We start from the raw sequence: 13,078 nt of genomic DNA on the forward strand, positions 1-13,078 counted from the left end.
CTAGCTCCCTCGGTAAACGGAGTAGCCGAACGGGTTGAGCAGCAGCGGTACGTGATAGTGCTCGCCCGGGTTCACCGCGAAAGTGATGGTGACCTCGGGGAAGAACGCACCGCTGTCCCTTACGCGGGGGGCGTCCTGCTGTGCCTCGGCGGCTTGCTTCTTGGAGAAGTACGTCTCGGTCTCGAAGTCGAGGCGCACGTGGGTGGTGCCCTCCGGCAGCGCCGGCAGGTCCTTGCAGCGCCCGTCGGCATCGGTGGCGGATCCGCCCAGGGCCGCCCACTCGCCGTCGAGACCCGTACGGGCCGACAGGGAGATCGCGACGCCTTCGGCGGGCTTTCCGATGCTGGTGTCCAGGATGTGCGTGGACACCGACGCGGTGGTCTCAGTGCTCATGCTCGGTCTTACTCTCCTTCTACGGATTCCACGAGACGGGTCAGCCGAATCCGGTTGATCTTGACGAGCTCGCCACGAGCGATTTCCCGCTCCTGTTCCGGCGAGTTCTCGATCCGGACCTTGACCGCGTCCCGCATGAACTCACCGGTCGCACCGGTGGCGCAGATGAGGAAGACGTGGCCGAACTTGTCCTGGTAGGCCAGGTTCAGTTCGAGGAGCTCGGACTTGAGCTCCTCCGAGGCACCGGCCATGCCGCGCTGCTCGCGGGCGGAGGTCGGGTCTCCCGGCTTCGGCCGGCCGATCGGCGCGTGTCCACCCATCGCCTCGCCCAGGTCCTCCGCGGTGAGCTCGGCCATGGCGGCCTCGTTCGCGGAGAACAGGGTTTCGACGCTGGTGAAGGGGCGCTGGGCGAGCAGCTTGCTGCCCCATGCCGAGCTGGCACACACCTCGTGCAGCTCGGCCGTGGCCGCGCTGTCGTCCAAGGCGTTGAACCGGGTGAGACCCGGGGTCGGACTCGAAGTCACGGTAGGCCTCCGTGGCCTGTTGTTGCTTTGACGGGCTGCGCATAGCTAACGCCCTCGACAACACGGCGTCAACACTTTGTTGAAACTTCCCGTACACAAAAGCCGCCGCCCGGGTGAATTGGGCGGCGGCTCGTCACGGTGAGTCAATCAGGATTCACTCTTGGTTGGTCCCGGTGGACCCTTTGGGAGTGTTTGAGTCCCGGTTCAAGTAGTTGTAGACCGTGAAGCGACTCACGCCCAGGGCCCCCGCGACCGTCTCCACACCGTGCCGGACCGAGAAGGCGCCGCGCGCCTCCAGTATCCGCACGACGTCCTGCTTGGACTTCCGGTCGAGCTGGGACAACGGTACGCCGTGCCGGCGCTCCAGCGCCGCCAGGATGTGGTCCAGCGAGTCGGAGAGCTGCGGAAGCCGTACGGCCAGCAGGTCCTGGCCCTCCCAGGCGAGCACGACGTCGTCGGGCTGGGCCAGGGACGGATCCATCAGCTCGCCGCCCATCGCGTCGACCAGCGGCTTGACCGCGGCGACGAACGGGTGATCCCGAGGCTCGGTCATGGCGTGTCCTCCCCGATCACATTGACCTGGAGCGAGACGCGCGTGGCCCCGGCCTCCAGGGAGTTCCGCAGCAGCGCGGTGACCGCGGTCAGCACCGCTTCGGACTCCCCCTCGGCGGTGTTGCCGAACGGGCCGACGTCCACCGCGTCCAGCTGGGCCGTCTGGATGACCTCGCGAGCGGCTACGGCATGGGCAGGGGCCTCTTCTAGATCGAAGGGCTCGGTCGTGAACTCCACTCTCAATCGCACGCCGCTCAAGCTACCTGGCAGTCCGGACTTTTCGGGAGGCGGCACTTGACAACCGGGCCGCCCTGCTTGCAGTCTTCCATCAGGCAGAAACTAACTTCCGCAATACGGAAGGAGCGCACACCCCTCATGGGATACACGGACCAGCGCTTCGATGTAAATCTTTCGATCCTCTTCACGGAACTCCCGCTCCTGGAGCGTCCCGCGGCAGCCGCCGCAGCGGGCTTCACGGCGGTCGAGCTGTGGTGGCCCTGGATCGAGACCCCCACCCCCGCTCAGGAGGAGCTCGACGCCCTCAAGACCGCTCTTGAGGACGCCGGCACCCAGCTGGTGGGCCTGAACTTCTACGCCGGCCAGCTGCCGGGCCCCGACCGCGGTGCGGTATCGGTTCCCGGTGAGGAGTCGGAGCGCTTCAACGCCAACATCAACGTGGCTGCGGACTTCGCCGCCTCGGTCGGCTGCAAGGCGCTGAACGCCCTCTACGGCAACCGCGTCGAAGGCGTGGACCCGGCCGTTCAGGACGAGCTCGCGCTGAAGAACCTGGTCGTGGCGGCTCAGGCCGCGGACCGCGTCGGCGCGATCCTCCTGATCGAGACCCTGAACAAGCCCGAGTCGCCGCTCTACCCCCTGGTGAGCGCCCCGGCCGGCATCGAGGTAGTGGACAAGGTGAACGAGGCCACCGGCCTCGGGAACGCCAAGTTCCTGCTCGACCTGTACCACCTGGCGATGAACGATGAGGACCTCTCCGAGGTCATCGAAAAGTACGCCGCCAAGACCGGACACGTCCAGATCGCGGACAAGCCGGGACGAGGTGCCCCCGGCACCGGCGAGCTGCCCCTCGAAGAGCTGCTCGACCAGCTCCAGAAGGCCGGCTACCAGGGCTTTGTCGGCCTGGAGTACAAGGCCGCCGACGCCGCCGCCTCCTTCGCGTGGCTGCCCGAAGAGGCCCGCGCCGCGAAGTAAGCGGAAAAGTCCGGGCGAACAGCCAGGCACCTGACGAACTTTTCGTACGAAGCATTAAGAAGAAGGACCCTCATCATGAGCAACCCCGCTGCGCTCCCGAAGATTGCCTGGATCGGCCTCGGAATCATGGGCTCCCCCATGGCCGAGAACCTGCTGAAGGCCGGCTACTCGGTCACCGGCTTCACGCTGGAGCAGGACAAGCTGGACCGCCTGGCCGCGGCCGGTGGCGCCGCCGCCGGTTCGATCGCCGACGCGGTCAAGGACGCCGACGTGATCATCACGATGGTGCCCGCCTCCCCGCAGGTCGAGGCCATCTCCTACGGTGAGAACGGCATCCTCGAGAACGCCAAGTCCGGCGCGCTGATCATCGACATGTCGTCGATCACCCCGCAGACCTCGATCGACCTGGCGAAGAACGCCGCCGCCAAGGGCATCCGCGTCATCGACGCCCCGGTGTCCGGTGGCGAGGCCGGTGCCATCGAGGCCGTCCTGTCGATCATGGTGGGTGGCGAGCAGGCCGACTTCGACGAGGCCCTGCCGGTCCTCGAGGCCCTCGGCAAGGTCATCGTCCTGTGCGGCCCGCACGGCTCCGGCCAGACGGTGAAGGCTGCCAACCAGCTCATCGTCGCGGTGAACATCCAGGCGTGCGCCGAGGCCGTCGTCTTCCTCGAGAAGTCGGGCGTGAACCTCGAAGCCGCTCTGGACGTGCTCAACGGCGGTCTGGCCGGCTCCACGGTCCTGACCCGCAAGAAGGCCAACTTCCTGAACCGCGACTTCAAGCCCGGTTTCCGGATCGACCTGCACCACAAGGACATGGGCATCGTCACCGACGCCGCCCGCAACGTCGGTGCGGCCCTCCCGGTCGGCGCGGTCGTCGCCCAGCTGGTCGCCTCGCTGCGCGCCCAGGGTGACGGTGGCCTGGACCACTCCGCGCTGCTCCGCGCGGTCGAGCGCCTCTCCGGCGCCCAGATCTGAGCTCCGCTCCGATAGGCGGCCCGATCTCCCCGATCACAGGGCCGCCACCCGCCCCGCTCACGGGGCCCTGAGTTTCCGGATGGTGCCGGTGCTGACACCTGTCCTGTCGCGCCCAAGTGCCGGCACCGTCCGGATTACCTCTCCCTCAACTTTCATTTCAACAAACTGTTGACGTCGCGTTCATGCCGAAATTAGTCTGTTCCGCATGACGGAAGACGATTTCCGTCAGCAGTTCCCCGTACGGAAGGTCACCATGTCGAAGCGCACGCTGACGACCGAGTCTGGCGCCCCGGTCGCCGACAACCAGAACTCCGCTACCGCCGGCGTCGGTGGCCCCCTGCTGATCCAGGACCAGCAGCTCCTCGAGAAGCTCGCCCGGTTCAACCGCGAGCGCATCCCGGAGCGCGTGGTGCACGCCCGCGGCTCCGCCGCGTACGGCTACTTCGAGGTGACCGACGACGTCACCGCGTACACCAGCGCCGCGTTCCTGAACACGGTCGGCAAGAAGACCGAGACCTTCCTGCGGTTCTCCACCGTGGCCGACTCGCTGGGTGGCGCGGACGCGGTCCGCGACCCGCGCGGCTTCGCGCTGAAGTTCTACACCGAAGAGGGCAACTACGACCTCGTCGGCAACAACACCCCGGTGTTCTTCATCAAGGACCCGATCAAGTTCCCCGACTTCATCCACTCCCAGAAGCGCGACCCCTTCACGGGCAAGCAGGAAGCGGACAACGTCTGGGACTTCTGGGCGCACGCCCCCGAGGCGACGCACCAGATCACCTGGCTGATGGGTGACCGCGGTATCCCGGCGTCGTACCGTCACATGAACGGCTACGGCTCCCACACGTACCAGTGGACCAACGCCCAGGGCGAGGCCTTCTTCGTCAAGTACCACTTCAAGACGAACCAGGGCATCCGCTGCCTGTCGGGCGAGCAGGCCGCCGAGCTCGTCGGCTCCGACGCCAACTCGCACCAGACCGACCTGCTGCAGGCGATCGAGCGCGGTGTGAACCCGAGCTGGACCCTCTACGTCCAGGTCATGCCGGCCTCCGAGGCCGCGGACTACCGCTTCAACCCGTTCGACCTCACCAAGGTGTGGCCGCACAGCGACTACCCGCTGCAGCGCGTGGGCCGTCTGGTCCTCGACCGCAACCCGGACAACGTCTTCGCCGAGGTCGAGCAGTCCGCCTTCTCCCCGAACAACTTCGTCCCGGGCATCACCGCCTCGCCGGACAAGATGCTCCAGGGCCGTCTCTTCGCGTACGCCGACGCCCAGCGTTACCGCCTCGGTGTGAACCACACCCTGATCCCGGTCAACGCCCCGAAGGCGACGAAGGCCGACAACTACGGCCGCGACGGCGTCATGGCGCTGCGCAACGGCTCGCGCTACGACAAGAACTACGAGCCCAACTCGCACCAGGGTCCGGCCGAGACCGGTCTGGCGCTGGGCGCCCCGAAGGCCGTCTCCGGCTACACGGGCACCCACGAGGCTCCGGCCCACACCAAGGACGACGACTTCTTCCAGGCCGGTGAGCTCTACCGCCTGATGTCGGAGGCCGAGAAGCAGCGTCTGGTGGCGACCATCGCCGGCGGCCTGTCTCAGGTCACCCTCGAGGACGTCATCGAGAAGAACCTGGCTCACTTCCACGCCGCGGACGCCGACTACGGCAAGCGCGTCGAGGAGGCCGTCCGCGCCCTGCGCGACGCCTGAGCCACACAAGCTGCGCCGGGATCCTGACGGGAGGTCAGGATCCGGGTGCTGAGCCCGCACCGCGGACCCGGATGAGGGGTGGTACGCGGTGAGGGCAGGACGAGGACCGTGGCGAGCGTGCGAGCCAGTGCGGTGGTAATGGGTTCCGAGGCCCGTCTCTTGACCTGAGGGAGACGAAGCCGGAGTTCTCGTCGCCGTTCGCCACGGTCCCAGCCAAAATCACTCCTCTATATACAGGGGCCACGCACAGAGTCCCCTGTATATGAGGAGAACCTCCCACCACAACTCCGCCCGGCGGTGCGAACGTCCTGTCGCGCCAGCCTCGTACCGTCGGGCGGTAACAAGCAACACACACTCAAAGAGCCGAGTCACGGACGGTCCCGTGACTCGGCTCTTTGTCATGCCCCGGGACTGCCCGGCGTGCGTGCTCTACGGGAGCAGGGCCAGCGCCTCCTCGAGGTTGTGCTCGGCGATGCCCTCCATGAGCTCCCGGTCGGGGAAGTCCCCGTCGAGGAGCCGCAGCGGGCCGGCCACGAGGGAGAGGCGCATGGCCAGCTCGTAGAGGGCGAGTCGCCGCGGGTCGAGGCCCGGACGGGCCAGGGCCCCGTAGCGCTCGTGGAAGCGCAGCCGGAGGAAGACGTGCTCCCACTCGACGTCGAAGTACATGAGGCCCTCGATGTCGATGAGGACCGCTTCCCCTTCGGAGGTCACGAGGACGTGGTCGGGGCCCAGCTCCCCGTGGACCAGTCCGTGTTCCGTGCGCGGCGCCACCAGCGCCCGGAGGCTCCGGAGCCGGTCGTCGAGCCGGCCGCGGGCCGCCCCGATCCTGCCGTCGCGCCCCGCCGCTTCCCCGAGGTCGCCCAGGGCGCGGTCGAGGACCAGCTGCTCGCAGGAGCTGCCGAGGGCAACGCCTCCCCGCTCCAGCAGGTCCGCCCTGCCGTAGCGGGGGGCGTGGTGGGCGTGCATCCGGCCGAGGGTCCGGGCCAGGTCGGCCAAGGCCTTCCGCGCGGCGGCAGGATCGGTATCGAAGAGCGCCTCCAGCGTGCCCCCGCGGACGTCCTCCACCACCGCCAGGCGCATGGGCACGCCGGCGGGCCGCCTGGCGGAACGGGGGTGGGACCTGGGGCTCGTAGGGGACGCGGAACGGCCCCCGTTCCTCCTGGAGGAGGGACGGGGGCCGTTCGGTGGTGCTAGACCAGCCTGATGGGACTAGGCGGGCAGGGTGTTGCGGAGCGCGGTGGGGGCGTGACCCAGCTCGGTCGCGACCTCTTCGAACTCGGTGACGTCGCTCATGTCGACCGTCTTGCTCATCGAGATGTTGGTGATGCGCTCGAGGATGGCCTCGACGACGACCGGGACCTGGTGCTCCTGGGCCCACTTCTTGGCCGTCTCGAAGGCCTCGCCCAGCTTGTCCGGGTCGGTGACGCGGATCGCCTTGACGCCCAGGCCCTCGGCGACCTTGACGTGGTCGACACCGTAGACACCCAGCTCGGGGGTGTTGATGTTCTCGAACTCGAGGTTGACCTCGAAGTTGATGCCCAGGCCGCCCTGCGCCTGACGGATCAGACCCAGGTAGGCGTTGTTCACGAGGACGTGGACGTAGGGGACCTTGTGCTGGGCGGCGACCGCCAGCTCCTCGATCATGAACTGGAAGTCGTAGTCGCCGGACAGCGCGACGATCGGGGTCTCCGGGTCCGCGGTGGCGGCACCGATGGCGGCCGGGATGGTCCAGCCGAGGGGGCCGGCCTGGCCACAGTTGATCCAGTTGCGCGGCTTGTAGACGTGCAGCATCTGCGCACCGGCGATCTGGGACAGACCGATGGTGGTGACGTAGCGGGTCTCGGGGCCGAACGCCTTGTTCATCTCCTCGTAGACGCGCTGCGGCTTCATGGGGATGTTGTCGAAGTGCGTGCGGCGCAGCAGCGTCGCCTTGCGCTCCTGGGCGGAAGCGGCCCAGGCGCTGAAGTCGGGCAGCTTGCCCTCGGCCTTGAGCTCCTTGGCGATCTCGACGAAGAGCTCCAGGGCCGCCTTGGCGTCCGAGGCGATGCCGAAGTCCGGGGCGAAGATCTTGCCGATCTGGGTCGGCTCGATGTCGACGTGGACGAACTTGCGGCCCTTGGTGTAGGCGTCGAGGTTGTAACCGGTGTGACGGTTGGCCCAACGGTTGCCGATGCCGAAGACGAAGTCCGACTCGAGGAACGTCGCGTTGCCGTAGCGGTGCGAGGTCTGGACACCGACCATGCCGGCGGCCAGCTCGTGGTCGTCCGGGATGACGCCCCAGCCCATGAGGGTGGAGATGACCGGGACGTTCGTCAGCTCGGCGAACTCGACCAGCAGGTCGGAGGCGTCGGCGTTGATGATGCCGCCACCGGCGACGATCAGCGGACGCTCGGACTCGAGCAGGAACTGCAGGGCCTTGCGGGCCTGGGCGCGGCTGGCGCTCGGCTTGTAGACCGGCAGCGGGGTGTAGGTCTCGGGGTCGAACTCGATCTCGGTCAGCTGGACGTCGATCGGGAGGTCGATCAGGACCGGGCCCGGACGGCCGGAGCGCATCAGGTGGAAGGCCTCCTGGAACACGCCCGGAACCTGGGCGGCCTCCAGGACGGTCGTCGCCTTCTTGGTGACCGGCTTGGCGATCGAGGCGATGTCGACGGCCTGGAAGTCCTCCTTGTGGAGCTTCGAGACCGGAGCCTGACCGGTGATGCACAGGATCGGGATGGAGTCCGCGATCGCGGAGTACAGGCCGGTGATCATGTCGGTGCCGGCCGGGCCCGAGGTACCGATGCAGACGCCGATGTTGCCGGCCTTGGCGCGGGTGTAACCCTCGGCCATGTGCGAGGCACCCTCGACGTGGCGGGCCAGCGTGTGAGCGATTCCGCCCACGTTCTTGAGCTCGCGGTAGAACGGGTTGATCGCAGCACCGGGGACGCCGAACGCTTGTTCGACACCCTCGAGCTTGAGGATCTCCACTGCAGCGGCGGCGGCTGTCATACGAGGCATCGAGTTCTCCTGCGGGTCTGGCGGTCAGGCTTTTCCGTAATCCGGAAGTTTTGTTCTGCTATACGGAACAAGCTAAGCGGCGACTCCCCACAACGTCAAGGCGGTACGGCACCCCGGAACCCACCAAAAGCCGCGTCTTGGGCAGTGAGTTGTACGAAAAACCAGGACCCGGCGGAAAATCGGGGGTCTGCCCACCCCTCCGGTGGCAGGTGGTGGACCATGGGGCTACGCACAGCGACGAAGGGGGTCCAGGTCTCATGGCGGATGCGGTACCGGTGCGCTGCCCGGCGTGCCTGCGCGAGAACGGCTACGCCGCCCCGGTCTTCCCCTGCGCCTGCGGGAACCCGGTCACCCCTCCCCTGGACCTGACCTCGCCGCCCCGGGAGCTGACCCACCGCACCTGGACGCAGAGCTGGGTCGCGGTGCGGTGCGAGGCCTGCGGGCGGGAAGGCGAGTGGCCGCATCCGGAGGTGGGGTGCACCTCCTGCGGGACGGTCGTACTGGTTCCGGTGCATCCGCTGGAGCCGGCGGGCGGGGTTGCGCACACTCCTCTCGCTCCCCCTCCTTCCGTTCTTTCTCCGCCTCTCCCTCCGCCTCCCTCTCCTTCCTCTCGCGGAGTGGAGCCGCCGAAGTCGCCGGGGCGGCCGGGACCGCCCGTCGGTCCGGCCCCGGCCGACCCCGCGGTGCCCCGCCCGGCGTTCCGGCCCGTGACCATCCGGACCGCCCGGGACGCGGTGGTCACCGCCGCGCTGTACCTGCGCTGGCTCGGCTTCCAGGACGTGCGCCAGCCCGACGGGCGGCCGATCCCGTCGGCGGCGGTGGACCTGCGGGCCCCCGGCCTGGTCGCCCAGGTGGACCCGACCACGGCCCCGGCGGGGCTGCGGGCGGTGGAGTGCGTCTGGCTGAACGGGCTCACCGCCTGCGCGACGAGCGTCTACTTCTCCCTCGCCGGATACACGGAAGACGCCCGCGCCCGCGCGGACGACCTCGGGATACCGCTCTTCGTCATGGACTTCACGGGCACGCCCCAGCCGGTCAACGACCCGGCGGAGGACCTCGTCGGCATGGGGGCCTAGGCTCGGGGGGTATTACGTGTGTCGCCTGCCGAGGAGAGCTTGATGAGCCTGTACGACATCCCGCTGACCACCCTGTCCGACGAGCCCACCAGCCTCGCCGCGCACAAGGGCAAGGCGATCCTGCTCGTGAACACCGCCTCGCAGTGCGGTCTCACCCCTCAGTACTCGGGTCTGGCCCGCCTGCAGTTCAAGTACGAGGAGAAGGGCTTCACCGTCATCGGCGTGCCCTGCAACCAGTTCGGCGGCCAGGAGCCGGGCAACGCCGACGACATCCAGACGTTCTGCGCGGCCGGCTTCGGCGTCACCTTCCCGATGCTGGAGAAGACCGAGGTCAACGGCGAGAACCGCCACCCGCTCTACAAGGAGCTCGTGAAGGTTCCGGACACCGAGGGCGAGGCCGGCGACATCACCTGGAACTTCGAGAAGTTCCTGATCTCCCCCGCCGGCGAGGTCGTGGCCCGCTTCCGCCCGCGTACGGAGCCCGAGTCCGCCGAGGTCATCGCGGCGATCGAGGCCCTGCTGCCTGCCTAGAGCAACACCCGAGGGCCGGTACGGGGCTGCGCGCGCAGCCCCGTACCGGCCCTCGGTCGTTCACCTGGCCCCGGGGTCGCCCCGACGGGGTCAGTTCACCTGCCGCTCCAGGCCCGACCAGTACGGCTCGCGGAGCTTGAACTTCTGGATCTTGCCGGTGGCCGTACGCGGGATGGTGGCGCGGAATTCGACCGTCGTCGGAGCCTTGTACCCGGCCAGTCGCTGCTTGCAGTGGGCGATGATCTCCGCCTCCTGGACGGCCTCTCCGTCGACTCCCTCGGCGAGGACCACGAGGGCCTTGATCGTCTCGCCCCATTTCTCGTGCGGCACACCGATGACGGCGACCTCCGCGACCGCCGGATGGCTGAAGATCGCGTCCTCCACCTCGATCGACGACACGTTCTCGCCGCCGGTGATGATCACGTCCTTCTTCCGGTCGGAGATCGTCAGATGGCCGTCGGCCTCGTCGACCGTGCCGCCGTCACCCGTGTGGAACCAGCCGTCCCGCAGTGCGGCCGCGGTCTCCTCCGGCTTGTCCCAGTACCCCTCCAGTACGACGTTCGACCTGGCCAGGACCTCGCCGTCCTCGGAGACCCGCAGCTTGACCCCCAGAGCGGGCAGCCCCGCACGCGAGAGCCTGCGCGCCCGTTCCTCGGCCGGCAGCGCGGCGTCGGCGGGCAGGGTCCGGTTGAAGGTGAGCAGCGGCGCGGTCTCGGTCAGGCCGTAGATCTGCGTGAACTCCCAGCCCAGCTCCTCGCCCATGCGCTGGATCGTCCGGCTCGGCGGCGGGGCTCCCGCGCAGACGACCCGCACCCGGTCGCGGCCCGGGATCTCGCCCTCCCAGCTCGCCGCCGCGTCCAGCACGGTGTTCCACACGGCCGGCGCACCGCACATCAGCGTGACCCCGTGTTCCTCGACCCGGCGCAGGATCTCGGCGCCGTCGACCTTGCGCAGCACGACCTGCTTGACGCCGAGCCCGGCCATCACGAAGGGCATGCCCCAGCCGTTGCAGTGGAACATCGGCAGCGTGTGCATGTAGACGTCACGCTCCCAGACCCGGGTGTGCAGTCCGAAGGTGAGCCCGTTCACCCAGATGTTGCGGTGGGTGAGCTGCACCCCCTTGGGGCGGGCGGTGGTCCCCGAGGTGTAGTTGATCGTCGCCGTCGCGTCCTCGTCCGGGTGCGACCAGGGGCGCGGCTCCACCCCGAAGCGCATCAGCTCGGCGTCGGTCTGCGGGCCGAGGACGAAGCGGTGGCGGGCCTTGACGCCCGACAGCTCCTCGTCCAGTTCCGGGTCGACGAGCAGCACTGAGGCCCCGCTCTGCCGGACCACGTAGTCGACCTCCTCCGGCTTCAGCCGGAAGTTGACCGGTACGCAGACGCGCCCGCTCATCGGCACCGCGAAGAGCAGCTCCAGGAGCCGGGCGGAGTTGTGGCTGACCACGGCCACGCGCTCGCCCTCGCCCACCCCCAGCGCGTCGAATCCCGCCTGCCAGGCCCGTACGCGCTCGCCCAGCCTCCCGTAGGTCGAATCGGGGACCGGTGGAGCGGGCTGATCCGGCTCGTCCACCACGCCCGGGCTCGACGAGAACCCCAGCTCCGCCCGGTCGAGGAAGTCCGTGACGGTCATGGGAATCCGCATGTGCTCTCTCCTTGGGTCCCTGATCCCGAACAGCTGCATGAAGGAGGCGCGCCGCCGTCCGTCGGTGGTCGAGCGGCCCGCCCCACGAACGAGAACGATCGCGGGTGATCTCGGTCGTGCCAGGCATCGTGCCGTGTCCGGCGTACGGGCCACCAGAGCGCGACGGGGCTCATTCGGGGTCCGGGCTCACGGGCGGTCCGGACTCACGCACGGTCCGGGCTCACGGGTGGTCCGGACTCACGTGCGGATGGGCCCGAAGCGGACCTCACCCGCCCCGTCGCCCATCTCCGCGAGGAGCACCTCGCCCTCGGCCGCGATCTCCGCCTTGCCCGCCTTGGAGACGGCGGAGAACAACTCGACGGTGAGCGTCCCGCCGCCCTTGGCGCTTTCCTTCCCACCGCCCTTGGGGCCGTCCAGCTTCCAGAGCCCGGCGAGGAAGCCGTCGAGGAGCAGCGTGCAGTGGGCTTGGTTCCCGGTCCAGCTACTCCCCTTCAGCTCGGGCGGGATCACCCGGGAGCGGTCGGCGTGGGAGAGGAGCAGGTTGTCGAACTCGGGAAGGAAACGGGGCGGGGCGGGCTGCTCGGCATCGGGGCGGGGCCCGTCGGGCAGATCGAAGAGTTCGACGCCGTTCTCGTCCTGGAACACCTCCAGAACGGGCCTCAGCCGCTCGAAGGCCTCGCGCAGCCGGGTGAGCCCGGCCCACGTCTGCATGTCCTTGACGGAGGCGGGCCCGAAGGCCCCGAGATACCGCAGAACAGCGTCATCGATCCCCGAGGCCTCCCCACCGGGCCCCCCGCCCTCCACTCCGCCCGCGTCCCTTCCTCCCACCCACTCGCTCAAGGTGGTGAGGCGGACCTGCCCGCTCTTCCCCCAGACCCCGCGCGGGGTGACCTGGACGAGCGGCAGCCGGCAGCGCGCGGCGACGGACAGCGACTGCGGGTCGGCTCCGGGCCACTCCTTGAGCAGTTCCTCCCGTATCTCCGCCATGGTCCGCGGCTCGGCCTCCACGAACTCCCGCGCCCGCTCGGCCAGCCTGTCCAGGTCCACTCCGACCAGGCCCTTGCGGAAGTAGTTGATCTCCCGGTCGCGGGCGGGCTGGACCAGGGGACGCAGGGTGAGCGCGTCGTGGACGGTGTGGGTGTGGATGGTGGACCTCATGGTGACCATCCGGACCACCTGCCGGGACTCCATCAGCCCGGCGAGCTCGGCCGGCCCGAAGCCGGCGAGGCGGGCGTGGAGCTGGAAGTAGGGCGGCTTCACGTTCTGCGCCTGCAGCCCCAGCAGGTGCTCCGTGGCGTCCTGCGCGGACATCTCGGCGCGGGTCAGGAGCAGCTGGCGGGCGAGCGTGGCACGGTTCAGCGCACGGGTGTCGAGTACGGGACGCGTCGTCTTGGAGGCCATGACAGCAACGTAGCGGCCCATGCGGACACCTTCTGTCCGCAACTCCGTTACGGCCGCATCCGCCC

At 68.8% G+C, this 13,078-nt stretch carries 13 protein-coding genes; 5 read left to right on the forward strand and 8 right to left on the reverse strand.

Annotation, left to right across the window (positions count from 1 at the left end):
- The 4 genes from uraH to ACE1OC_RS08985 all read right to left on the reverse strand — a co-directional run bounded on the left by uraH (position 1) and on the right by ACE1OC_RS08985 (position 1,718).
- A complete protein-coding gene (uraH, locus tag ACE1OC_RS08970; protein WP_250740538.1) occupies positions 1–393 on the reverse strand; it encodes a hydroxyisourate hydrolase in 393 nt (130 codons plus the stop codon).
- A gap of 8 nt (positions 394–401) precedes the next feature.
- Positions 402–917: a 2-oxo-4-hydroxy-4-carboxy-5-ureidoimidazoline decarboxylase gene (gene uraD / locus ACE1OC_RS08975; RefSeq protein WP_407836563.1), complete on the reverse strand. Its 516-nt coding sequence runs from the start codon at positions 915–917 to the stop codon at positions 402–404.
- A gap of 154 nt (positions 918–1,071) precedes the next feature.
- Complete coding sequence (locus tag ACE1OC_RS08980; protein ID WP_250740543.1) at positions 1,072–1,470, reverse strand: helix-turn-helix domain-containing protein; 399 nt, start codon at positions 1,468–1,470, stop codon at positions 1,072–1,074.
- Positions 1,467–1,718 (reverse strand): thiamine-binding protein, encoded by a 252-nt coding sequence (locus tag ACE1OC_RS08985; RefSeq protein WP_250740545.1) that lies wholly within the window; start codon positions 1,716–1,718, stop codon positions 1,467–1,469. Before ACE1OC_RS08985 ends, ACE1OC_RS08980 begins: the two co-directional genes overlap by 4 nt.
- 126 nt (positions 1,719–1,844) lie before the next feature.
- Between ACE1OC_RS08985 and ACE1OC_RS08990 the strand changes: the two genes are divergently transcribed.
- The 3 genes from ACE1OC_RS08990 to ACE1OC_RS09000 all read left to right on the forward strand — a co-directional run bounded on the left by ACE1OC_RS08990 (position 1,845) and on the right by ACE1OC_RS09000 (position 5,364).
- Positions 1,845–2,678, forward strand: coding sequence for a TIM barrel protein (locus ACE1OC_RS08990; protein WP_407836564.1), 834 nt, complete (start codon positions 1,845–1,847; stop codon positions 2,676–2,678).
- Positions 2,679–2,753: 75 nt separating this feature from the next.
- The gene (locus ACE1OC_RS08995) at positions 2,754–3,653 is read left to right on the forward strand and encodes a 2-hydroxy-3-oxopropionate reductase (RefSeq protein WP_407836565.1); all 900 of its coding nucleotides are present in this window, start codon (positions 2,754–2,756) and stop codon (positions 3,651–3,653) included.
- Positions 3,654–3,906: 253 nt separating this feature from the next.
- Entirely contained in the window at positions 3,907–5,364 is a 1,458-nt protein-coding gene (locus tag ACE1OC_RS09000) for a catalase (RefSeq protein WP_250740648.1), read from the forward strand.
- Between the two features lie 429 nt (positions 5,365–5,793).
- On the opposite strand, the gene ACE1OC_RS09005 is transcribed toward ACE1OC_RS09000, so the two are convergent.
- On the reverse strand, positions 5,794–6,444 hold the full coding sequence (locus tag ACE1OC_RS09005; protein ID WP_407841517.1) for a phosphotransferase: 651 nt from the start codon (positions 6,442–6,444) through the stop codon (positions 5,794–5,796).
- Positions 6,445–6,573: 129 nt separating this feature from the next.
- Positions 6,574–8,355, reverse strand: a complete 1,782-nt coding sequence (gene gcl / locus ACE1OC_RS09010) for a glyoxylate carboligase (RefSeq protein ID WP_243339237.1) — start codon at positions 8,353–8,355, stop codon at positions 6,574–6,576.
- A gap of 266 nt (positions 8,356–8,621) precedes the next feature.
- On the opposite strand from gcl, the gene ACE1OC_RS09015 reads away from it, so the two are divergent.
- Positions 8,622–9,440 (forward strand): hypothetical protein, encoded by an 819-nt coding sequence (locus tag ACE1OC_RS09015; RefSeq protein WP_407836566.1) that lies wholly within the window; start codon positions 8,622–8,624, stop codon positions 9,438–9,440.
- Between the two features lie 42 nt (positions 9,441–9,482).
- Positions 9,483–9,971 carry a glutathione peroxidase gene (locus ACE1OC_RS09020; RefSeq protein WP_407836567.1) on the forward strand — a complete coding sequence of 163 codons (489 nt, stop codon included), beginning with the start codon at positions 9,483–9,485 and terminating at the stop codon, positions 9,969–9,971.
- A gap of 90 nt (positions 9,972–10,061) precedes the next feature.
- Here ACE1OC_RS09020 and ACE1OC_RS09025 read toward each other — a convergent pair whose 3' ends face one another.
- Together ACE1OC_RS09025 and ACE1OC_RS09030 are read right to left on the reverse strand one after the other, a co-directional pair.
- Entirely contained in the window at positions 10,062–11,612 is a 1,551-nt protein-coding gene (locus tag ACE1OC_RS09025) for an AMP-binding protein (RefSeq protein WP_407836568.1), read from the reverse strand.
- A gap of 237 nt (positions 11,613–11,849) precedes the next feature.
- Entirely contained in the window at positions 11,850–13,013 is a 1,164-nt protein-coding gene (locus ACE1OC_RS09030; RefSeq protein ID WP_407836569.1) for a winged helix DNA-binding domain-containing protein, read from the reverse strand.
- Between the last annotated feature and the right edge of the window lie 65 nt (positions 13,014–13,078).

Origin of the sequence: Streptomyces stoeckheimensis, assembly GCF_045822005.1 — a bacterium.
In the GTDB taxonomy this organism is placed as follows: Bacteria; Actinomycetota; Actinomycetes; order Streptomycetales; family Streptomycetaceae; genus Streptomyces; species Streptomyces stoeckheimensis.

What these genes read in the sequence shown, in the direction of transcription:
- ACE1OC_RS09005 (WP_407841517.1), bottom strand. Translation starts at nt 6,444, where the DNA reads ATGCGCCTGGCGGTGGTGGAGGACGTCCGCGGGGGCACGCTGGAGGCG.
- ACE1OC_RS09020 (WP_407836567.1), top strand. Translation starts at nt 9,483, where the DNA reads ATGAGCCTGTACGACATCCCGCTGACCACCCTGTCCGACGAGCCCACC.
- gcl (WP_243339237.1), bottom strand. Translation starts at nt 8,355, where the DNA reads ATGACAGCCGCCGCCGCTGCAGTGGAGATCCTCAAGCTCGAGGGTGTC.
- ACE1OC_RS08990 (WP_407836564.1), top strand. Translation starts at nt 1,845, where the DNA reads ATGGGATACACGGACCAGCGCTTCGATGTAAATCTTTCGATCCTCTTC.
- ACE1OC_RS09025 (WP_407836568.1), bottom strand. Translation starts at nt 11,612, where the DNA reads ATGCGGATTCCCATGACCGTCACGGACTTCCTCGACCGGGCGGAGCTG.
- ACE1OC_RS09015 (WP_407836566.1), top strand. Translation starts at nt 8,622, where the DNA reads ATGGCGGATGCGGTACCGGTGCGCTGCCCGGCGTGCCTGCGCGAGAAC.
- uraH (WP_250740538.1), bottom strand. Translation starts at nt 393, where the DNA reads ATGAGCACTGAGACCACCGCGTCGGTGTCCACGCACATCCTGGACACC.
- ACE1OC_RS09000 (WP_250740648.1), top strand. Translation starts at nt 3,907, where the DNA reads ATGTCGAAGCGCACGCTGACGACCGAGTCTGGCGCCCCGGTCGCCGAC.
- ACE1OC_RS08995 (WP_407836565.1), top strand. Translation starts at nt 2,754, where the DNA reads ATGAGCAACCCCGCTGCGCTCCCGAAGATTGCCTGGATCGGCCTCGGA.
- ACE1OC_RS09030 (WP_407836569.1), bottom strand. Translation starts at nt 13,013, where the DNA reads ATGGCCTCCAAGACGACGCGTCCCGTACTCGACACCCGTGCGCTGAAC.
- ACE1OC_RS08980 (WP_250740543.1), bottom strand. Translation starts at nt 1,470, where the DNA reads ATGACCGAGCCTCGGGATCACCCGTTCGTCGCCGCGGTCAAGCCGCTG.